At 46.3% G+C, this 21,451-nt stretch carries 17 protein-coding genes; 7 read left to right on the top strand and 10 right to left on the bottom strand.

Going from position 1 to position 21,451, the window contains the following annotated elements; genetic code table 11:
• The first annotated feature begins 193 nt into the window (after positions 1 to 193).
• Genes treZ through malQ form a run of 4 tightly spaced genes read left to right on the top strand, consistent with a single transcriptional unit; the run spans position 194 to position 8,702 of the window.
• Positions 194 to 2,035 carry a malto-oligosyltrehalose trehalohydrolase gene (gene treZ / locus ACMA1I_RS22395; RefSeq protein ID WP_337070726.1) on the top strand — a complete coding sequence of 614 codons (1,842 nt, stop codon included), beginning with the start codon at positions 194 to 196 and terminating at the stop codon, positions 2,033 to 2,035.
• 5 nt (positions 2,036 to 2,040) lie between these two features.
• Positions 2,041 to 4,467: a DUF3536 domain-containing protein gene (locus ACMA1I_RS22390; RefSeq protein ID WP_337070725.1), complete on the top strand. Its 2,427-nt coding sequence runs from the start codon at positions 2,041 to 2,043 to the stop codon at positions 4,465 to 4,467.
• A 6-nt stretch (positions 4,468 to 4,473) separates the two neighbouring features.
• A complete protein-coding gene (gene treY / locus ACMA1I_RS22385) occupies positions 4,474 to 7,194 on the top strand; it encodes a malto-oligosyltrehalose synthase (RefSeq protein WP_337070724.1) in 2,721 nt (906 codons plus the stop codon).
• Complete coding sequence (gene malQ, locus ACMA1I_RS22380; RefSeq protein ID WP_337070723.1) at positions 7,191 to 8,702, top strand: 4-alpha-glucanotransferase; 1,512 nt, start codon at positions 7,191 to 7,193, stop codon at positions 8,700 to 8,702. The genes treY and malQ overlap by 4 nt, the downstream gene beginning before the upstream one ends.
• Positions 8,703 to 8,929: 227 nt before the next feature.
• Here malQ and ACMA1I_RS22375 read toward each other — a convergent pair whose 3' ends face one another.
• Positions 8,930 to 9,793: a murein L,D-transpeptidase catalytic domain family protein gene (locus ACMA1I_RS22375; RefSeq protein ID WP_337070722.1), complete on the bottom strand. Its 864-nt coding sequence runs from the start codon at positions 9,791 to 9,793 to the stop codon at positions 8,930 to 8,932.
• A 183-nt stretch (positions 9,794 to 9,976) separates the two neighbouring features.
• Between ACMA1I_RS22375 and ACMA1I_RS22370 the strand changes: the two genes are divergently transcribed.
• From ACMA1I_RS22370 to ACMA1I_RS22360, 3 genes are all read left to right on the top strand, one after another.
• Complete coding sequence (locus ACMA1I_RS22370; RefSeq protein ID WP_337070721.1) at positions 9,977 to 11,335, top strand: M23 family metallopeptidase; 1,359 nt, start codon at positions 9,977 to 9,979, stop codon at positions 11,333 to 11,335.
• Between the two features lie 101 nt (positions 11,336 to 11,436).
• Complete coding sequence (locus ACMA1I_RS22365; protein ID WP_337070720.1) at positions 11,437 to 12,336, top strand: phosphatase; 900 nt, start codon at positions 11,437 to 11,439, stop codon at positions 12,334 to 12,336.
• Between the two features lie 426 nt (positions 12,337 to 12,762).
• Positions 12,763 to 13,110, top strand: coding sequence for a four-helix bundle copper-binding protein (locus ACMA1I_RS22360; protein WP_337070719.1), 348 nt, complete (start codon positions 12,763 to 12,765; stop codon positions 13,108 to 13,110).
• Positions 13,111 to 13,164: 54 nt separating this feature from the next.
• On the opposite strand, the gene ACMA1I_RS22355 is transcribed toward ACMA1I_RS22360, so the two are convergent.
• The 9 genes from ACMA1I_RS22355 to ACMA1I_RS22315 form a co-directional block, all read right to left on the bottom strand.
• Complete coding sequence (locus ACMA1I_RS22355; RefSeq protein WP_337070718.1) at positions 13,165 to 13,497, bottom strand: phage holin family protein; 333 nt, start codon at positions 13,495 to 13,497, stop codon at positions 13,165 to 13,167.
• A gap of 79 nt (positions 13,498 to 13,576) precedes the next feature.
• On the bottom strand, positions 13,577 to 14,671 hold the full coding sequence (locus ACMA1I_RS22350) for an agmatinase family protein (RefSeq protein ID WP_337070717.1): 1,095 nt from the start codon (positions 14,669 to 14,671) through the stop codon (positions 13,577 to 13,579).
• Positions 14,643 to 15,971 (bottom strand): polyamine aminopropyltransferase, encoded by a 1,329-nt coding sequence (speE, locus tag ACMA1I_RS22345; protein ID WP_337070716.1) that lies wholly within the window; start codon positions 15,969 to 15,971, stop codon positions 14,643 to 14,645. The genes ACMA1I_RS22350 and speE overlap by 29 nt, the downstream gene beginning before the upstream one ends.
• A 561-nt stretch (positions 15,972 to 16,532) precedes the next feature.
• A complete protein-coding gene (locus tag ACMA1I_RS22340) occupies positions 16,533 to 17,174 on the bottom strand; it encodes a chemotaxis protein CheC (RefSeq protein WP_337070715.1) in 642 nt (213 codons plus the stop codon).
• A 42-nt stretch (positions 17,175 to 17,216) separates the two neighbouring features.
• A complete protein-coding gene (locus ACMA1I_RS22335) occupies positions 17,217 to 18,851 on the bottom strand; it encodes a chemotaxis protein CheA (RefSeq protein WP_337070714.1) in 1,635 nt (544 codons plus the stop codon).
• On the bottom strand, positions 18,848 to 19,942 hold the full coding sequence (locus ACMA1I_RS22330) for a chemotaxis protein CheB (protein ID WP_337070713.1): 1,095 nt from the start codon (positions 19,940 to 19,942) through the stop codon (positions 18,848 to 18,850). Before ACMA1I_RS22330 ends, ACMA1I_RS22335 begins: the two co-directional genes overlap by 4 nt.
• 64 nt (positions 19,943 to 20,006) lie before the next feature.
• Entirely contained in the window at positions 20,007 to 20,381 is a 375-nt protein-coding gene (locus ACMA1I_RS22325; RefSeq protein WP_337070712.1) for a response regulator, read from the bottom strand.
• Positions 20,382 to 20,408: 27 nt separating this feature from the next.
• Positions 20,409 to 20,993 carry a chemotaxis protein CheW gene (locus ACMA1I_RS22320; protein WP_337070711.1) on the bottom strand — a complete coding sequence of 195 codons (585 nt, stop codon included), beginning with the start codon at positions 20,991 to 20,993 and terminating at the stop codon, positions 20,409 to 20,411.
• A 20-nt stretch (positions 20,994 to 21,013) separates the two neighbouring features.
• Positions 21,014 to 21,307, bottom strand: coding sequence for a hypothetical protein (locus ACMA1I_RS22315; protein WP_337070710.1), 294 nt, complete (start codon positions 21,305 to 21,307; stop codon positions 21,014 to 21,016).
• Between the last annotated feature and the right edge of the window lie 144 nt (positions 21,308 to 21,451).

The raw sequence follows: 21,451 nt of genomic DNA, 5'->3' as shown, positions 1-21,451 counted from the left end.
ACTGTAGTTACCTCACAATATAAATTATGTTTCAGGTAATATTCAAATATCCTAATAAAATAAAAATCAATTAAGTACTTATTACGGGTTCATCTAAGTTTAAGATGTTTAAGTACTTAATTCATTTAAAGACTGAAAACCTATTGCCTCAATTGTTAGTTAATACACCCTGTGACAAAACTTATAAAGAAAGATGGGAATTATTAGAACAATCGGATCTGAATTTACTGAAGGAAAAGGCACTTCCTTTACAGTTTGGGCGCCAGAGGCGACAGAGGTAGAAGTAATTATAAAATCGCCGACTCAAAACACCTTATCACTTCAAAGAGAGGCATTTGGCTATTGGACCGGGGCCTCAGAAGAGGTGGAATCAGGAGCCACTTACATGTACCGACTCAATGGCGAAACAGAGCGACCAGACCCTGCCTCACAGTTTCAGCCAACCACTGTACACGAGGCATCTGCCGTGGTAGACCATACAAAATTTAAGTGGGAGGAAAAGGATTGGAAAGGACTGCCACTAGAAAAATATATTATTTATGAATTGCATGTTGGCACTTTCTCAGAGGAAGGAACCTTTGCAGGAATAGAAAAAAAATTACCTGAATTAAAAGAACTTGGCATTACGGCCATTGAACTTATGCCAATATCGCAGTTTCCCGGAGAGAGAAACTGGGGCTACGATGGTGTATATCCTTTCGCCGCGCAGAACTCCTACGGTGGTCCTGAAGGACTCAAGAGCTTGGTGAATGCCTGCCATAAAGAAGGTATTGCAGTGGTCCTCGACGTGGTATATAATCATATGGGGCCGGAAGGCAATTATTTAAATGATTATGGTCCTTATTTTACTTCCAAATACAACACGCCCTGGGGAGCAGCACTTAATTTCGATGATGCTCACTCCGATCACGTCCGTAATTTTTTCATCCAGAATGCGCTCATGTGGCTGCGCGATTTTCATATAGATGCACTTCGTCTGGATGCCGTGCATGCCATATTAGACATGGGTTCAAAGCACTTTCTGCAGGAACTACAAGAACACATAAACCAGTTGGGTGAGCAAACCGGAAGAGAATACCTTCTGATAGCTGAGAGCGATATGAACAATGTACGCCTCCTTAACCCCATTGAGCAAGGTGGCTATGGTTTAGCAGCTCAATGGATGGACGATTACCATCATGCGGTGCACACATTAGTTACCGGAGAGCGTGAAGGGTATTACGAAGATTATGGTGAGCCGGAGCATCTGGTAAAAACACTGGAGCATGGGTTTATTTATAATGGTATATATTCGGAGCACCGCAAAAAAACGCTAGGCACCGATGCAACGCAAAATCCTGCCAAACAGTTTGTGGTATGTGCTCAAAACCACGATCAGGTTGGAAACCGCATGTTGGGCGAGCGCCTTACTCAACTGGTTTCGTTTGAGAAGCTAAAATTGGTCGCAGGCCTGGTCCTACTATCGCCGTACACTCCTATGTTGTTCATGGGTGAAGAATATGGAGAGCAGAATCCGTTTTTGTATTTTGTAAGCCATACCGACAAAGAACTGGCAGAACTCGTGCGCAAAGGCCGCCGGGAAGAATTCTCTGCCTTTGCCTGGAAAGGTGAAGCACCTGACCCTCAAGCAGAAGAAACTTTTCAGAAATCTAAACTGCAGCATAGCTACCATCAAAACGAGCAACAACGGCAACTAAGGGATTTTTACAAAGCCCTGATCCAGTTAAGGAAAACAGCTCCAGCTTTTTCGAAGTTAGAAAAACAAAACCTTACCGCCAGTTTTGACCAAACAACGCAGGTGCTGCACCTTACCCACACCGGTCAACAACCTTTTGTGCATTGCATGTTTAATTTTAGCGACAAGGCACAACAGATTTCAGTACCACAGGAAGCAGGAAATAAGTGGGAAGTCCTGTTGAACTCCTCCGATGTGCAGTGGGGTGGGCAGTCAAACAGATCAGCAGCGGCAGAAAGTGGAACAAACTCTTTCTTGCTTCAGCCAGAATCTCTGCTTACTTTACAAAGCAAGAACTAATAATTATGAAAGATAAATACATATGTGTGCATGGGCACTTTTACCAGCCGCCCCGTGAGAACCCTTGGTTAAATGAAGTCGAAATTCAGGAGTCTGCCAGTCCCTTTCACGATTGGAATGAACGTATCTCGAACGAGTGTTATGCCCGTAACTCAGCCTCCAGAATTTTGGGAGAAGGCGGCGCCATAGCCGATATCATGAACAATTATGCGCGCATCAGCTTTAATTTTGGCCCAACCCTGCTGGAGTGGATGCAGAAAAAAGATCCCGAAACTTATCAGGCCATTCTGGATGCTGACAAGGAAAGCCAGGAACGATTCTCGGGCCATGGCTCCGCATTGGCGCAAGTATACAACCACATGATTATGCCACTGGCTAACTCGCGCGACAAGCACACGCAGGTTATTTGGGGCAATCATGATTTTAAACAGCGTTTCGGCCGCAACCCGGAAGGTATGTGGCTGGGCGAAACAGCAGCCAATACGGAAACACTCGAAGTACTGGCTGAACATGGCATCAAGTTCACCATCCTGTCGCCATACCAGGCTAACAAGTTCCGCAAGATCGGAGAAAAAGAATGGCACGATGCCATTGGCGCCAAAATAGATCCCCGCAGAGCATACCGTTGTAATTTACCATCTGGCAAAAGCATTGCCTTGTTCTTTTATGACGGACCAGTTTCGCAGGGAATTGCGTTTGAAGGCTTGCTGAATAGTGGTGAGCGGTTTGCAAACCGCTTAGGCAGTACGCTGGACCAAAACAGCAGAGAGCCACAACTTATGCATATTGCCACTGATGGTGAGACCTACGGACACCACCACCGCTTCGGTGAAATGGCCCTATCTTACGCTATCCGGCACATAGAGGAAGAACACCATGCCACCCTTACAGTTTATGGCGAGTTCTTAGAAAAACATCCACCCGAATATGAAGCCAAAATCACCGAAGATACCTCCTGGAGCTGTGCCCACGGAGTAGAGCGCTGGAGAAGCAATTGCGGCTGCAACACGGGCGGCAACGGACACTGGAACCAGGAGTGGCGCGGCCCCTTGCGCGATGCATTCGACTGGCTCCGCGACCAATTGGCTCCGCTGTACGAAGCAGAAATGAAAAAGCTGAAGGCTGACCCTTGGCAAACCCGCAACGATTATATTGAGGTGATAATGGACAGGTCGGAGGAAAATGTGAAGCGGTTTATCTCTTCACATACTACCCGCGATCTAAATAAGGAGGAACAATCAAAGTTCCTGAGCCTGTTGGAAATGCAGTACCACACCATGCTCATGTACACGAGCTGTGGGTGGTTCTTCGATGAAGTTACCGGGATAGAAACAGTGCAGGATATCTTTTATGCTGCCAGGGCCTTGCAATTGGCTTATGGCATTAACGGCCACGATTACCGCACTACCTTTTTAGAGTATCTGAGCAAAGCTAAAAGCAACATTCCGGAATACGGTAATGCGGCCGATGTGTATAACCAGCACGTGAAGCCAACCATTATTAACCTGCTTCGGGTTGGTGCTCACTACGCCGTATCCTCCTTATTCGCCGATAAACCAGAAAACCTAAATCTGTATAGCTATAGTGCTACCTCAGAGAACTACGACATCCTGGAAGCAGGGCGTTTAAAACTCGCAACAGGGCAGGCCAAAATTCATTCTAACATTACCTGGAACGAGGAAGTTTTTACATTCGCGGTTCTGCACATGGGTGACCACCAGCTATTTGGAGGCGTACGTAAATTCGTAAATGATGAAACCTTCAGGGCTATGCACCTTGAACTCAGCAATGCCTTTAACAGAGGCAATGTGAGCGAGGTCATCATGCTGCTCGACAAATATTTCGAAGCCCATTACTACTCCTTCTGGCACTTGTTCAAAGACGAACAGAAAAAAATACTGGACCAGGTGCTGGAGCAGACGATGCACAACATAGAAAATGATTTCCTGAATGTGTATAATAATAATTACCCGCTGATGCAGGCGATGCGCCGGCTCTCCATGCCTCTGCCGCGCCCCTTACTTACCACAGTGGAGTATATTATTAACAACAGGCTTCAGAACGAGATTGCCAAAGAAGAAATTAACCCGCAGGAGATACAGAAACTGCTGAACGAAGCAGAGCGTATGAATGTGAAACTCAATGCAGAGACGCTGAACTTTGACCTGGCCAAACGTGTGCAGGGTCTGATGCAACAACTTGAGCAGTATCCCGATAATGTTGATCTCATGGAATTGATAATAGACCTTATCAACCTTTTCCGCAAATCGCCCGTTGAGCCGGAGTACTGGCACGCACAAAACAGTGCTTTTGTTATGCGAAAAGAAATATATGAAGACTATAAACATTGGAGCATCAAAGGAGATGAAGGAGCTGCAGAGTGGTGCCGTAAGTTTGATTTGTTATACGCTAGTCTTAATCTAAAAGCATAATCTTATATGGTTTATATTCCTAAAGCCACCTACAGGTTACAGGTGTCGCCCTCTTTCACGCTGAAAGACGTTCGCAACGTTATACCCTACTTACAGGAGTTAGGCATCAGCACAGTATATGCGGCACCTTTTTTTAAAGCCAAAACCGGAAGCGAACACGGCTACGACGTAGCAGAAGTTGAGCAGATTGGTCCGAAGATCGGTACCATGGAGGAGTTCGAAGAAATTTCAAAGGAACTACAGGAGCGTGGCATGGGGTGGTTGCAGGACATTGTTCCCAACCACATGGCTTACCACCCCGAGAATAGCTGGCTCATGGATGTACTCGAAAAAGGGCAAAAGTCTTATTATATCAACTTTTTCGACATTGACTTAGCGCATCCGGATTTTGGAGGGAAACTAATGGTTCCTTTCCTAGGCGATCCTTTAGAAAAGGTGTTGCAGGAAGGGCAAATTAAAATTTCTTTCAGCCAAAGTGGATTAGGTATAAACTATTTCGATTCCTGCTACCCTGCCAGCTTGTCTGTGTACCAGCCTTTGTTGCAGCAAATTGCAGATGACGCAGGTGCTGCATCTGATGAGTTAAACCAAAAGCTTGAGCATTTGCAGCAGGCTATCAACTCCGATAAAATAGATAGAGCACTCTGGCAGCAGAATCTGTTGGACATCTACCAACTGGTAGAGCAGCAGGAACCGCTTAAACTGGCCAAAGACAACTTACTTAAAAAGTATAATACCAGCCCTGACCTCCTGCAAGAGCTGCTCGACCAGCAGTTTTATACACTTTGCCACTGGCAGGTAACGGAGGAAAAAATCAACTTCCGCCGCTTTTTTACAGTAAATGACCTGATATGCCTCCGCATGGAGCAGAAGGAAGTTTTTGACAAATACCACGAGTTTATAAAGCACCTCGTAGATACTGGCTCGCTGCAAGGGCTGCGGGTAGACCACGTAGATGGACTTTTCGACCCGGATACTTACTTGGAACGGCTAAGGGAATTAGCTGGTGAGGAGGTGTACCTGGTGGTAGAAAAAATACTGGAAGGGCACGAAAACTTACCCGAAGACTGGCCAATACAAGGCAATAGCGGCTATGATTTTCTGGCCTGGATCAGTAACTTGTTTACCGACCCTACTGGTGAGACCAAACTCACCTCGCTTTACAAGCGCCTGGTACCAGACGCAGCCACAGATTACGAAAAGCTGGTATTTGAGAAGAAGATGTATATCCTGAAGAACCAGATGCCTGGTGAACTTGATAACCTTCTCCGCTACCTGCATGAGCACCAATTGCTTACTTCTGAGTTTGAAGATGCCGAGTGGCGAAAAGCACTGGGTGTATTGCTAGCCTCTTTTCCTGTTTACCGAATCTATGTGCGCGAGTTCCCGCTATCGGAGCTGGCGGTAGAAATAATTGATAAAGCCTTTGCAGAGGCCTTGCATCGCGCACCCGCCATAGAACCTCAACTGCACCACCTGCGCACCCTGTTTCAGCCAGATTTACAGGAGTCGGAAGAGGTACTGCAACACAAGCTTTATTTTGTGATGCGCAGCCAACAGTTTACTGGCCCGTTGGCAGCAAAAGGCGTAGAAGACACTACTTTCTACAATTACAACCGCATTATTTCCCTTAACGAAGTCGGCAATAGCCCGGATGTGTTTAACATCAGGCCAAACGAGTTCCATAAGCTCATGAAATACAAACTCAAGAGCTACCCACACTCTCTGAATGCGACTGCCACCCACGACACAAAAAGAGGCGAAGGGGCCCGCATGCGCCTAAATGTGCTAAGCGAACTGCCTGACGAATGGGAAGAACAAGTACAGGTTTGGCTGGAAATGATTAATAAGCACATAAAGGCCGGTAAACCTAAACGCAACGATATCTACTTTTTGCTGCAGACGCTGCTGGGCGTACTGCCTGTAGATGGTGCCGTAGACGAAACCGTGGTGGAGCGGGTGCAGGAATACTTAATTAAAGCATTTAGAGAGGCTAAGGTAAACACGAACTGGTCGGAGCCGAACGAAGAGTATGAAGAGGCAGTAAAAGAGCTGGTGGAGTACCTGCTTCTGAAAGACGAAGAATTTATGCAGGCTTTCCGTCCGTTTTTCCTCAAGCTGGCTCATTACGGCTGGATTTACTCACTTTGCCAAGCTCTGCTAAAAGTAACATGCCCCGGCGTGCCAGATATTTACCAGGGATGCGAACTCTGGGATTTCAGTCTGGTAGATCCGGATAACAGACGCCCGGTAGATTATGAGCAACGGCAACAGTACCTTACAGAATTAAAAGCGCAGGAACAGCAAGATAGCGAAAGCCTACTGGCCGACCTGCTGGCGAACCCAGCCGATGCCCGCGTAAAACTGTACCTGCTTTACAAGGCCCTGAACGTGCGTAACGAGCTGCACGAACTTTTCAGCTTTGGAGACTACCAACCTGTAAATGTAACTGGCAAGCATAAAACGCACATATTGGCCTTCACCCGCAAGTATGAAGGGCAGTGGTGCCTGGTAGTGGTTCCACGTTTGTTGGTGCCGGTTGTTTCAGAGCAGGAACTTCCGCTGGGCCAGGTATGGGAAGACACCACCATCGTATTACCACCAGATGCTCCTCTTAGCTGGAACCAGGTGTTTGGGCAGCAACAACTCTCTTTGCAGCAGGAAATTCCTGTAGCAGACCTATTAAATAAATTTCCTGTAGCACTTTTAACCGCAACAGCATCATGATCATTAAAAAACGTAGCAGCGGCTTGCTTCTTCATATTACTTCTCTCCCATCGGCTTTTGGTATAGGCGATCTGGGGCCGGAGGCTTATAAATTTGCCGATCTGCTGGCAGAGGCAGGGCAGCGCTACTGGCAGATTTTGCCTTTGAACCCTACCGAAACAGGGTCAGGTAATTCTCCTTACAGTAGCCACTCCGCTTTTGCCGGAAACCCACTTTTGCTAAGCCCAGAGCTGTTGGTGAAGGATGGCTTGTTACAAAAAGAGGATCTTGATACTGATGAATATTCGTTCAGCGACTCTAAAGTAGATTACGAAGAGGCTACCCGATACAAAAGAGGCATTTGGCAAAAGGCTTATCAAAATTTCAAGCAATACCCATCTACGGAGCTGAATACCCAATTCGAAGCCTTTATTCTGAAGCACAAATCCTGGTTGATTGACTATAGTCAGTACGTAGCTTTCAAAAACCACTTTGAACATAAAAGCTGGGTAGATTGGGACGATGAAATAAAAACGAGAGAGGAACGGCCGATCCATGAGTTAGCCGATCGGCTGGGTGTGGAAATAGAACGGGAGCAGTTTCTCCAGTTTCTCTTTTACAAACAATGGGAGCAACTAAAAGCTTACTGCAACGAAAAGGAACTGCATTTCATCGGCGATATGCCGTTTTACGTCAGCCACGACAGTGCCGACATTTGGGCGCATCCACAGTATTTCAAGCTCGATGAGGAAGGCCAGCCATTCGCATCGTCTGGTGTGCCACCAGATTATTTCAGTAAGACGGGCCAGCTTTGGGGAACACCGGTTTTTGATTGGGAAACTCTAGAAAGACAGAACTTCGACTGGTGGATACGGCGCATAGACCACAACCTACGGTTATTCGACTTGCTCCGCCTCGACCATTTCCGTGCCTTTGCCGCGTATTGGGAAGTGCCTGCTTCTGAAAAAACCGCCATCAATGGGAAATGGGTAGAGTCGCCAGGTGCCAAAATTCTTTCCATCGTGCGAAAGAACCATCCTGAGATGCCGATTATTGCAGAAGATCTGGGAGAGATAGATGAACCGGTGCGGGAATTGATGCAGCAGTTCGATCTGCCAGGCATGCGTCTGCTCATTTTTGCCTTCGGTGATGATATGCCACGGAATGCCTACACGCCCCACAACCACATAAAAAATTCTATAGTATATACCGGCACCCACGACAACTACACCATGCGCGGCTGGTTTGAGACACAGGCCAGCTACGAAGACAAAAGCAGACTTGGGAATTATACCAACACTCACCTTAGCTCCGAGAATATTCATGAGGTTATGGGGCGGCTCGCATTTGGCTCGGTAGCACAACTGGCGGTATTGCCTGTGCAGGATGTACTGGGCCTGGGCACTGAAGCCACTATGAATAAGCCCTCTACTACCGACAACAATTGGATCTGGCGTCTGAAACCTGATCTCTTTAACAGGCACGAAGCCGAGAAGTTAAAAAATCTGATGTGGTTGTATAACCGCTAATCAGCCTTTCTACAAAATTACCCTTAGCCTTCTGGAGTAAAACACACCTCCGGAAGGCTATTTTTATTTAAATAATTTGCTTGCAGTTGGCGTTTGCTGCCAGTTAATCACTGGGAAATTAAGTAGTTAAAGCCGTACCTACTTTAGAGATGCCCTCCGCAAATAAAATAACTTAAAAGGCCTCCCAGTTATCAGGAGGCCTTTTAAGTTATTTTATTTCATAAACATTAAATAGAAGCTAAACCTTCTTCAGCCACATCGCCTGGCTCTTTCGGATTAGTGGGTAGCTCCAATTTGTTTTCGTGTACCATTTCTGCCAATGCATTGGCGTGGTCGAGGTAGTGCGAAGTGTACGAATCGTCGGATGCATGAATGTAGAGCGTGGTCTGACCTTGCACAGCATTGATAATATCTTTATGCTCCCCCATTGGCAAAGCCGGGCAGCCCAAGCTCCTTCCGAGCCTACCTTGCTGGGCTATAAAAGCCTCAGATGCATAATCTGCACCGTGCATAACAATGCAACGATCCAAAGCATTTGTATTGTAAGCCTCATCCATCCCGTTTAGTTTAAGCGAGAGCCCGTGCTTACCGTAATATGTTTCTTCCGTTACATAAAACCCAATACTACTCATATACGACTCACTATCATTTGAAAAACTTTCGGCAAATTCCTCGCCCGAATTGCGGCCGTGCGACACGTAGGTGTTAAAAAGAAGTTCTTTATTATGAACATCCACAACCCACAGCCTCTTCTCGCGCGATGATTTGGTAAAGTCCACCATGGTGATAATTCCTTTGTCCGACAGCTTGCCTTCATGCTTTAAGTTATAATAACCTGCCAGCGCCTTATTAAATACCTCGAACCGTAGCCCCTCACCCTGCAGCTGCATTTCCTCATAAAGGGTGTAAGCCAGCTGGTCGAACTTCATGACCCGGTAACTCATGAGTTTGCTCTTGATGCGGTGCGGATCCGATTTAGCAACCGACTGTCCTGCTGGTATGGCAACAGGCGAAAGAATAAGGGGGGCAAAAAGTGGCAACAGCTTCTTTACCATCTTCTTTCCTCGATATTTCCATCTTATTTTTTTCATAGCTAGCTAAAGTCTAATATTGCTTAAGTCTTATTTTACGTACTCACCGCTAATGCGTTCAATTTCATTAATTGAGTATCAGCATAATTAGTTTTTGAGACCTGCAAACAAGGCCAAAATTCAGGGCATCATTTTTGGTTGAATTCTGGTATTAATACAAGTAAGACTAAGGCAATAAAATTCATGATATTAAAATTTGGTTTGAAATACAGTACAATTCCGGCCCTATTCCTGATGGTGCTAATGCTCCTAGGATGTGGAAGTCATAAAACATTACGAGGTGTTTTTAAAAATGAAACACCCTACGAGCGTTATGCTACTTCGCTGAAGGCCGCTAGCCTCGACCAGACAGCGCTGGGCCAGGAGTGGCTGAAGGCCGGCACCAGTGCTCTTCGCGACTCTATAACAATTACATTACCATTCAAAGAAACAGGATATTTTGCAGCCGATAAACCACGCGCGTTAGCTTACCGCCTGCAGGCGCAGCATGGCGAACGTCTTGTAATAGACCTGGAGTTACGCACCAAAGAGCCGGCAACCGTATTTATGGACCTCTTTGAAGCCCCTGCACAACGCTCTGAATCACCGCGCCATGTGGCAAGTGCAGATACGACATCAGTAAGGCTAGTGTATGAAGTAAACGACGACAAGCCTCATATTTTAAGGCTTCAACCAGAGCTGCTTCGAAGCGCACAATATACCGTTACCATACAGGTTCAGCCTACGCTGGCTTTCCCTGTACCTGGTAAGTCGAGTCGCAACATCTCCAGCATTTGGGGTGATCCGCGCGATGCCGGTGCCAGACGACACGAGGGGGTAGACATTTTTGCTCCCAGAGGAACGCCCGTTGTAGCTGCAGTAGATGGTGTAGTTACCCGCGTGGGCACAACACCACGTGGTGGTAATGTAGTGTGGCTCTCTGATGCCAAACGCAGGCAGAACCTCTATTATGCCCACCTCGACAAGCACCTCGTTTCTCCTGGCCAGCGCGTAACTACCGGCGACACATTGGGCCTGATTGGCAATACCGGAAACGCTATTTCTACAGCGCCTCACCTGCACTTTGGCATTTACCGCTCCGGCAAAGGTGCCACCAACCCCTACCCTTACCTGCACCAGCCTACGCAGGCAGCTCCACGGGTGCAGGTAGATGCCAACAATATAGGAGCTTGGGTTCGGGTATCGGCCAGGCAAGCCAACATTCGTTTGCAGCCTACTACAAAAACCGGCGTATTTGCCACGCTGCCTCTGCACGCTCCTATGCAAGTGACAGGTGCAACCGGCAACTGGTACCGGGTAGAGCTGCCAAACGGAGCACCAGGCTATATTGCCTCCAGCCTGGTGGAGGCCACCACAAAACCGGTGCGCCATAAAAAACTGACAGGCCAATATGGACTGCTTGATGAGCCGCACCCGCATGCAGCACCTAAAGATAGTTTAGCGGCTGGCACCCAACTGGCTGTGCTTGCAGCATATAAGGATTTTGAGCTGGTACAGAAGCCCGATGGAGAAACTGGCTGGCTTTATTTGCCTGTTAACTAGATTACTGGCGCGGGTAGCGCAAAAGGAGTTTTAATGGTGGCGGTTTTTATGTTATATTTGAAGAAGAGAAAAATCGATCATCCTAATAAAATTCTACTTTTTTGAAGTTAGCTGCCATAGATATAGGCTCGAATGCAGCCAGATGCCAAATCACTAATGTGTTTAACCAAAATGGGTTGGTTACTTTTAAACGCGTGGAGTACGTGCGGTATGCCATCCGTTTCGGCGAAGATGTGTTTAATACAGGCTACATTAGTGAGTACAAAATAAACAAGTTTATAAAACTGCTGCACTCTTTTCAGTTGTTGATAGATGTGCACGATGTGGAGCATTTTATGATCTGCGCCACCTCTGCTATGCGAACCGCATTAAATTCTGATGAGGTTAGGGCTCGTGTTTACGATGCCATAGGCATGAAAATTCAGGTAATAGACGGTGTTACCGAAGCCGACCTGATCAACAAAGTCATCATTAATTTTCTGGACGACCAAAATTACCTGCACATAGATGTAGGTGGAGGCAGCACAGAGTTCAACATTTATGTGAACCGCCAGAAAATGGTGTCGCAGTCGTTTGAGCAGGGTTCTATTCGGCACATGCACGGTCACAACTCCGCAGAACTGTGGAACGCGATGCGTTACTGGATTGAGGAAAATACGCAAAAGTACCAACTGAACCGTGCCATAGCCACCGGCGGTAACATTAACAAGATTTTTGAACTTGCCGGACAGTCTACGGGCAGGCCAGTGACCTTAGAGCAGATAGAAGCTGTAACAGCTCGAATTGCAGCCACTTCTATGGAAGATCGCCTTACCAAGCTCCTCTTGAACCCCGACCGGGCTGATGTAATTCTGCCTGCCGCAGAAATATACTTGTCGGCCATGAAATGGGCGCAACTCGACACGATGCTGGTGCCAGCTGTTGGATTAAAAGACGGTATGCTCCACGCGCTCTACGAGCAGCATCACCCCGACCGGTTCGTGATAAACAAGATAGATTAAAAAAGAAGTGCGGCAGTGGAGTACTCCATTGCCGCACTTCTTTTTCAGACTCCTTCCAGCTCTTCAACCCAATAAAATTTATTCGCATTTCTGCTTTTGTCCATCGCCTTTTTTCTTTAAAAGAACTGTTTTCTATCCTGCCCTGGCCCTATCACTTTTTTTCCCTTTTAGCCTCCGGAAGAGTGTTTTCATTAGCAGAATTCAACAACTCTCTTCTCATCTCCTTTGTAACCAAGAAGAATGATATCTGTAATTTTTTACACAATCTATGGTGGCTGTAACCGGCCTTTTCAGCGCTTCAGCACAAAATAAACGCAAAATGAGGCTACTCTCTTTGGATAAAAGAGGCTCTGACTTTTATACTTAATCAACTACTGCCTATCCTGCTCGTATCTAATAGTTCATGTTGTACAAAAATGAAAAGCTATGAAATCTGAAAAAACAAATGAATTAGAGCATTTGCTTATTAAATGTATTACCGCCTGCGAAACATGCGCTACTATGTGTCTGCAGGAAGATGATGTAAAAATGATGGTGAAATGCATTATGCTCGATCGCGACTGCGCTGATATATGTGCCCTTACCTCGCGGTTTGTAGCCAGAAACTCGCCTCATGCCAAACATATAATGAAAGAGTGTATTGAAATATGCAGATTGTGCGAAGCCGAATGCCGCAAGCACGAGCATGACCATTGCCAGAAATGCGCTGACGCCTGCCAGGAATGTGCTGATGCCTGCGAAGCCTGGTCGAAAGAACATGCCACTGCTATGTAAAAAAAGGGCCGGAAGTAAAACTTCCGGCCCTTTTTTTACTTGTTGGCTGCTGTCTTAGAAGATGGCATCCAGAATGGCAGAGATTAATGATAGTACCAGGCTATAGATTAGTGCCCACAGGAACCCATCTACAGTAAAGCCCGATACCAGCGAACTTGCCAATAAAATAATAATGGCATTGATTACCAGCAAAAACAAACCTAAGGTTAGTATGGTAACCGGTATAGTCAGCAGCACCAGAATTGGCCGGACAATTGCATTAAGTATGGCTAACACAATAGCTACAATTAAGGCACTGACAAACCCATCTACCTGCACGCCAGGCAATATGTAAGCAGCCAGCAAAACGGCCACACCAGAGAGCAATATTTTAATTATAATCCCCATAGTTTACTTTAGATATAGCATATAAAACAAATAATATATTGCCTAGCTATACGCAAGTGTATTTATAAGGATAGAATAATTAAAGCTCCAGACGTTTTTGCGATACAGCCATCCAGTTGCAGAGTTTGTACAGCATCCGGGCACCAACGTTTCCATTCCACTCGCTCTCGCCAGGGGCTACCTCGCATAAGTCAAAGCCAATAATCTCACGACCTGATTTCACCAGGGCTTTGATCAGGTAAACGGCCTGTTCGAACTCCAAACCTCCAGGTACCGGTGTACCGGTTGCAGGGCATAACTTAGGGTCAAGGCCATCAATATCAAAGCTTACATAAACTTTTTGAGGAAGCTGTGCAATAATTTTTTTGCACTCCTTTTTCCAGCTGTCGCCTTCATACATATTCTCCTTCAGCACAGCATCGTAAAAGATGGTGACCCTGCCATTAGATTGCTCGGCCAGCTCTGCCTCTGCCTGGCATATGTCCCGGATACCCACCTGCACCAGCTTCTTTACCTGCGGCAGCTTGAGAGCGTTGAACATGATGGAAGCATGCGAGTAGGTAAAGCCTTCGTATGCGTCGCGTAAGTCGGCGTGCGCATCTACTTGTAAAATGCCATATTCTTCGTGTCGCTCCGCAAGGGCATGCATCAGGCCAAGGGGAGTGCTATGGTCGCCGCCGAGTACGCCCACCAGTTTTCCCTGGTCCAGGTAGGTAAGAGCTTTGGATTTAAGCCACTGCAGTAGTTCCTCTCCTTTTTGCGTTACCTCTATTGGCAGGTTAGCATACGCCTGCTCCTCCGATGCCGGGCTTCCTTCTTCTAACCAGTTTATATAGGCCTCAGCTTTGGTCCGAAGCGCTTCGCTAGTCTCCTCCCAGTCTGCGGAAATTTCTTCCATAGCGATGCCCAATTTCCAGGCATCTTTTATGGCGGGCTCAAACAGGTCGAGTTGCGGGGACGCTTCCATGATAGCTTGTGGACCCTGGGCAGTGCCTGCGCTATACGATACGGTAACCTCCCAAGGCACCGGCACAATTACTACTTCAGCCTCCTCTACTGTAAATGGCAAACCAAAAAGGCCGCCATTTACATCGCCCACGCCATTTGGATCGAAAGTAGCGATTTTTTCTTCTTTGCTGTTGCTGTTAATGGGTTGGTTCAGCGGAGTACTCATCTAAAATATCGTTTGAATTTGAGTGCAGAAGCTGCTTTACGAAGTTAGGTAAGGCAAAAGCTGCTGTATGAATGTCTTCGTTGTAGTATTTTAAGCCTTGGCTCTTCGTGAAAGCTGCAGCGGCCTCACGATCGAACACCAGGGGGTGCGAATCTCCTTTGGAAGAGTAGGAAAAGCTCCAGGTACCAGTAGGGTAAGTAGGAATGGCCGCCAGATAGCAATGCACCTTGTCCTGACCGAAAATCTTCTTATAGGTATCATAAATTTCTACGAACACGGCACTGTTGAAACGCGGTGATTCGCTTTGGGTAACCATCAGTCCATCTGGAGTGAGGCAACGGTGCACTTCTTTGTAAAATGCAGCCGTAAACAGGCCCTCTCCTGGTCCTACTGGGTCAGCTGAGTCTACGATTATCAGGTCGTATTGAGAATCGGAGCACTCGTTTATGTACTTAATGCCGTCTTCTACCAGCAGGTTCAGGCGCGGATTGTCGAATGCCACTGCGGTTTCAGGCAGGTGCAGTTTACAGGCCTCTATTACGAGTTCGTCTATCTCTACCAGCGTTACCTCTTCCAGCTGTTCGTGGCGCAGGAGTTCGCGTACTGTACCTCCGTCGCCACCTCCTATTACCAGCGCGCGCTTTGCTTTAGGATGGCTGAACATAGGCACGTGCGTAATCATTTCGTGGTACACATACTCATCTTTTTGAGTGCACATCACCATACCATCTAAAGTAAGCATGTTGCCATATGCCAGCGTTTCGTAAATTTCAACACGCTGGTAAGGCGACTCTTTCTTGTACAACTGGTTTCCGGTATGCTTTAAGGAAAGTGCAATATTCTCATCGCGCTCCGTAAACCAGATATCGCGGGTTATTACCCCTTGCGTTTCGGCCGGCTTAGGAGATACATCTCTTAAAGTGTCCAGGTTAAAATCCAGGCGCTTTAGAAGTTCCAGCTGTCCGCGGCGGCACTCCATAGAAGAACCGTGGCCCGCTTTAAATGCCTCTTTCAGGTAATTATAAGAAACCCAAGGGTTAACAGAATCGCCACAGGTAAACAAATCCACGGCGGCATAGCCAAACTCCGGCCAGGTATGAATGGCCAGGTGGCTCTCCTGGATCACCACCACCCCAGACACGCCATAAGGCGAGAAGTGATGAAAAGTACTGTTAATAACCGTTGCTCCGGCTGTTTCAGCGGCCGCCACCATGCTCTTTTCGATGTGCATCACATCGTTCATAAGTTCAGGGGAGCAATCGTAAAATTCAACTAAAATGTGTCTTCCTAAAGCGTTCATCCATTAGAAGTGTAGGTAAAAAAAAGTATAGCCAACAAAAAAACGAAAACTCTGGCTATAATCAAATATAAAAGAATGCGCACCTGTAGCCACACATTTTACTAATCCATAACTAAACAACTCTTAACCTGGCGCTTTTCCGCACAAAAACACCTCTGGAAGACCCTTTTCATTAGCATAATTGGTGTAGCAACGCCGAACTGAAAATTAAAAATAAGAAGCGGGAGTGGCGTAAGGCATTAATATTTCAGGAATGCCCTTGGGCTTATATTTTCTTAATAGCTCTGGAAGGCCAAATTTATTAGAATAATTGAAGAAGGGAGCAGGCAAATATCCTGCAAAGCGGAGCTGCCTATTTCCGTGACGAATGGCAAGCGCAACGTATCGCTGATTTTTACTGCGGCACGAAAGCAAAACTACGGAGTACACTATGAAGACTTGTAAGCAACAGGAGTGGCAAAACGATGGAACCGTCTAACAAATGCTGCTACGGCTGCATAAGGCTATCAGCTGGTGCAATCACAAGCGTCATTATTTTATGTATATAAATGAAGCTTTCTGCTACTCCTCGCCTAAAATATTGTTTTTGTTTTGGGTAAACGTCCGGATAATGTCGATCATTTTGAGCAGCGTATTCGTATCGAAAAACAGCATCAGGGGCAATTCTACGCTTTTCAGGTTATGTGAAAATTGCGTAATAACTGTAAAAACAAGCGGCTGAAATAGGGGGTGCTGCACCAGAATATCTTTTAAAGAATCGGCGATATGGCTTTTTGGTGCTTTGGGCGGCGAACCATAAATACTTGATTTCAGAATATTTGCCAGCTGCGTTACCAAAGCTCCCGTTATAATATTACTGATCTCCAGTAGCAGCGATTCCTGCATCAGACTTAGCTCGCCTTTCTGCACTTCCAGCATGCTCAGGCAAATTTCCGACAGGCGCGCAATGTGGTCGTCGGAGAAGAGCAGCAACGTAGACCCGTTAAAATCACCTTTTATATCGGACTGAATAATAACATGTGAGGTTTCGTACTTTGCCACAAGGCTGATTAGTTCTTTTACTTCTATAATTTGGATATCAGGCACTTTCAGCAACACTTTGTCGCGGGCTATGGCAGCAAAAGAATCTGCGGCACGAGCCAGTCCTATATTAAGAATTTCCTTAATGATATCTCTTTCTAAGTCTGTAACCTGAGGTTCCATTATAAAAGTCCAATTAGTCGGTTTATCGCTCATCACATCAGCCTATCTTCTATTAATAAAATAACGAGTTATGGCGGGCACATCGAGAACCAAGCAAACTTTACCAGTTCCAAGCAAGGTTACGCCTCCATAAATATCAATATCATCGAGTGGCTTCTTCAGTGATTTGACCACAATGTCTTGTTGTCTGTACAGTTTATCTACAATTAACCCGAGCTTTCTGTTATTATAAGATACAATAATAATATTCTGCACCTGCCCCTTCAGCCGAGTTGCATCTCCCAGACGCATATTGTCAAGTGGGGCATTCAAAAGTTCGTTCAGGTAAACAACCGTAATTGTTTCTCCTTTTATATCGGCTAACAGCACGTCGCCAACCTCGTGCAACTCCGTCACATCTATAGATACCACCGACTCCGTATGGATAAGTGGTATAGCATAGTAAATAGAATCCACCTCAAACAACAGCGATCCTTTCACCGCTATAGAGGTTGGCAAGCGCAACACAAAGGTGGTGCCTTTGCCTCTTTCCGATTCTATGTTAATGCGGCCCCCAATGGAATCTATTGCATTTTTCACCACATCGAGCCCCACGCCTCTGCCAGAGAATTCGGTTACTTCTTTTGCCAGTGAAAAACCTGGCTCAAACAAAAATGACAGAAGCTCAACCTGTGGCAGATTATCAGCAACATCGGCAGGCACCATTTTACGGTCTACAGCTGCTCGCTTTACCTGCTTCAGATCAATACCTTTGCCATCGTCCGCCAGTTTAATAACCACGTTCTCGCGGTCGTTGCGCGCGGTGAGCATTAAGCGCCCTTCGGCTGGCTTACCGGCCTTTACCCGCTCCTCCGGTTTTTCAATCCCGTGGGTAATGGCATTCCGCACCAGGTGCAACAGCGAATCAGTAATGATCTGCAGGATATTTCTGTCAATCTGGATATCCTGCCCTACCAGATCAAGGTTCACTTCTTTTTTTTCGGCAACCGCAATGTCGCGTACGATACGCGGAAACTTGTTAAACAAAGACCCTACAGTTACCAGTCGGGCGTCCATAACGCTGTACTGCAGCTCTTCTGTAATACGGTACAGATGCGAGCTTACACTCAGCAGTTCGTCGTTGTTCAGTTCCCTGCTGATAGACAGGATTCTGTCCCGGTCTATCATCAGTTCCCCCACCAGGTTAAGCAGGTGGTCCAGTTTTTTTATCTGAATATAAATCAGGTCCGAGAGCGACAGCTTTCTGGAAGTATTGTACTTCTGCACCTTGGCCAGCTCAATGGCACTGTCCGAGAGGTTGTCTACAATAATATCCAGGTTACGCAGCAGCACCGGGTCTGGCTCTCCTTCGCCAGGATTGTCGATGTTGGTAATCAATTCCCCCAACATGTCGATGCCGTCGAAAAGTACCGTTACCACCTCATCGCTGAAGCTGAGTTCTTTATTGCGGATCAGGCTGAAAGCAGTCTCCAGCTTATGCGATACCTCCGAAATCTGCAGGTAACCGATGGCTTTGGCGTTGGCTTTGAGGTTGTGCAGCAAACGAAATATCTCCGCCAGCACATGGTCGTCCTGCGGCTTTCGTTCCAGATCACTAATGTGCCTGTTCAGGGCATCATAATACTCCAGCGCTTCTGCTATAAATATTTCTTTATACTCCTGCTCTCTTGATTTCATGTAATACTGTCAGTTATACTGACCTCGTACCTGTTCTCCGCATATGCGTTAATAAATGTGGCAATCTCTTCTAAAGACAGAATTTCATCAATAAGTCCTTTTTCAATGGCTGATTTAGCCATACCAAAAATGGCTGAAGATGCCTCGTTTTGAGCTATTACCAGTCCCTCATTCTGCTTTAAAAAAGCGGCTCCTACGGTGCCATCCTTTCCCATTCCCGTTAAAATCACTCCCAACACCTTGCCTGCCTGCGTGTTAGCTACCGACTTCATGAGCAGATCAACCGACGGTTGGTCAAAAGAGAGTGTCTCTTCTGTGAACCCTATTTTCAGGCTGTTTTTGTTGCCCATTACTGGTTCCACTACCATATTTTTGCCACCAGGAGCAATAACAATTTTACCCGGCTTCAGTAATATACCACTTCTACCTTCCACTACAGTTAGCTCCGTCAGGTGCTGCAGCCGTTTCGCAAATGACCTGGTAAATCGCTGTGGCAGGTGAACGGCCACCAAAACGCTAGCCTTCAGCCTTGGCGACAATCGCTTTACAATTGTTTCGATAGCCTGTGTACCACCTGTAGAGGCACCTATTACAATAATTGGCTCAGCCTTTGGTTGTTGCGCTGCCACTTTATATACAACACCGCTTGTCAATTCCTGCTCCAGCATGTGGAGCCTGGCGCTAGCATTATTATATTCGGAGTTCCGAACAGCTCTTACCTTTTGCACCACCTCTTCCGAAATACTCCTGTAATTTGGGTAACGGATACCTTTAGGCCTGATAATGATGGCGTAAACGCCTAACTCAGTTGCCTGTTTTACAAGTTCCAGTGTCAGCTGATCTTTGTCGAGGAGCAGGACCATTGGTGTAGGAGCCTCTCCAAAAATACGCTTCAGGGTAAATAGCCGACTGTTTTTAGGCAAATGGTTATCTACCAGCACTACATCGGGCCTCACCGCCTTTATCTGTTGCAGAAGTTCATCTCCATCAGCTGCCAGTCCTACCAGTGTGAGGTCTTCCTGCACCTGTATAATATTTTCCAATACCAGCCGGGCATAACACGACTTATCAGCAACCAATACTTTTAACATCTCTGTCTGATCCAACTCCCTCGTTCCCCCTCACCTACTTATGCTAAGGTTTTTTTTACTATAATTACTCTTCCGAAGGGCTACCTAAAATCTGGTTTACTACTTCCAGCACCTTCTCTTCAGAGAATGGCTTTACAATATAAGAAAGGGCACCATACTCCAGCGCCTCATTCACAATTACTTCCTGTCCTACTGCACTCACAATCACCACTTTCATGTCTGGTTGCTCGCTTTTTATTCCTTTTAGCACATCAAGACCAGTGTTGTCTGGCAATATTACGTCGAGCGTAATAAGGTCGGGGCTAGTTGTTTTGGCCAGTTCCAATGCGGTTTGCCCGTTAGGGGCCTCGCCTACTATTTCGTAGCCGGCATCAGACAACATGTTCTTCAGCATGGTGCGCATATAGAAGGAATCATCTACAATCAGAATTCTTTTCATACTTTATGTTAATAGTATTTTCTCGTTTTAACTTGCCAGCTGCTTTATCTCATCGTTGGTCAGGATCTTGAACATATCCAGCACTACAATCAGCTGGTTATTTACTTTGGCAATCCCTTCAATATAGTTCTCATTTATGCTGATGTCCTGCAAAAACGCAGGCGCTTTGTCTATTTTAGACATAGCGATGTTCAGCGACTGTGGTACCTCGCGCACCACCACACCAATGCTGTAATCCTTGGCCTCAATTACCAATGTGTAGGAAGTTTGGACCAATTCATTTTCAGGAATTGGTGCCGGCCTAATGCCGAACCGGTCCTCCAGGTCCATAATCGCTATGATATCGCCCCGGATGTTTGCTACGCCTCTGATAAAGTGAGGGGTACGAGGCATGCGGGTAATGGCCGGTGTAACTGTTACCTCCTTTACCTGCTCTATTTTAATACCATAGCTCTCTGTGCCCAGTTTGAAAACAACCAGGTGCACCATTTCCTCCGGCTTGGTGTTTTTAGGATTGCCTTCTCTGGTATTTTCAGCAGGGGCAGCAGCTTGTTCTGTATTATTCACCTCCCCTTCAGTTTCCAGGGATTTTCCATTTTTCGCCTGTGCCATTCTTTGAAATTTTTATCATCTTAGGATTTAGATGAATTGGCTTTTTTAGCAGTTGATTTTATTGGCTTACGCGGTGTAGAGAGCACTGCCTGGCGCCCCCCTTTATGCGATGCATTAAAAACCAAGTTACCATCAATTAGTTTGAAGGCTGAAATACTAATCTGCAGATCCGCCGCAATGTCGTTCAGGTTCTGGGAAGACGAAGTAAGCTCCTGCATGGAACCTGACAGCTGCTTAGCTGTACTGGCCACCTGCTGGGTACCAGAGGCTGTTTGCTCCGCAATTGCTACCACTTCCTCCACATATTTTACCACATCACCAATACTAGATTTCTGGGTTGTGGTCTAGAATGTATGATGGTGGGATAAAAATGGCAGCAGAGGTGTTAGCTGAGAGTTATGTGCGAGATAACTATTCAGCTCAAGTGCCCCTACTGCCACAGTTTGAAGGTAGTAAAA

It is taken from the genome of Pontibacter sp. 13R65, assembly GCF_047525655.1.
Taxonomy (GTDB): Bacteria; Bacteroidota; Bacteroidia; order Cytophagales; family Hymenobacteraceae; genus Pontibacter.
The sequence above is the reverse complement of the archived record's forward strand: the minus strand, read 5'-3'. Positions and strand labels throughout refer to the sequence as shown.

Coding starts and splice junctions, on each gene's coding strand:
- treZ (WP_337070726.1), top strand. CDS start 194: ATGGGAATTATTAGAACAATCGGATCTGAATTTACTGAAGGAAAAGGC.
- ACMA1I_RS22390 (WP_337070725.1), top strand. CDS start 2,041: ATGAAAGATAAATACATATGTGTGCATGGGCACTTTTACCAGCCGCCC.
- treY (WP_337070724.1), top strand. CDS start 4,474: ATGGTTTATATTCCTAAAGCCACCTACAGGTTACAGGTGTCGCCCTCT.
- malQ (WP_337070723.1), top strand. CDS start 7,191: ATGATCATTAAAAAACGTAGCAGCGGCTTGCTTCTTCATATTACTTCT.
- ACMA1I_RS22375 (WP_337070722.1), bottom strand. CDS start 9,793: ATGAAAAAAATAAGATGGAAATATCGAGGAAAGAAGATGGTAAAGAAG.
- ACMA1I_RS22370 (WP_337070721.1), top strand. CDS start 9,977: ATGATATTAAAATTTGGTTTGAAATACAGTACAATTCCGGCCCTATTC.
- ACMA1I_RS22360 (WP_337070719.1), top strand. CDS start 12,763: ATGAAATCTGAAAAAACAAATGAATTAGAGCATTTGCTTATTAAATGT.
- ACMA1I_RS22355 (WP_337070718.1), bottom strand. CDS start 13,497: ATGGGGATTATAATTAAAATATTGCTCTCTGGTGTGGCCGTTTTGCTG.
- ACMA1I_RS22350 (WP_337070717.1), bottom strand. CDS start 14,671: ATGAGTACTCCGCTGAACCAACCCATTAACAGCAACAGCAAAGAAGAA.
- speE (WP_337070716.1), bottom strand. CDS start 15,971: ATGAACGCTTTAGGAAGACACATTTTAGTTGAATTTTACGATTGCTCC.
- ACMA1I_RS22340 (WP_337070715.1), bottom strand. CDS start 17,174: ATGGAACCTCAGGTTACAGACTTAGAAAGAGATATCATTAAGGAAATT.
- ACMA1I_RS22335 (WP_337070714.1), bottom strand. CDS start 18,851: ATGAAATCAAGAGAGCAGGAGTATAAAGAAATATTTATAGCAGAAGCG.
- ACMA1I_RS22330 (WP_337070713.1), bottom strand. CDS start 19,942: ATGTTAAAAGTATTGGTTGCTGATAAGTCGTGTTATGCCCGGCTGGTA.
- ACMA1I_RS22325 (WP_337070712.1), bottom strand. CDS start 20,381: ATGAAAAGAATTCTGATTGTAGATGATTCCTTCTATATGCGCACCATG.
- ACMA1I_RS22320 (WP_337070711.1), bottom strand. CDS start 20,993: ATGGCACAGGCGAAAAATGGAAAATCCCTGGAAACTGAAGGGGAGGTG.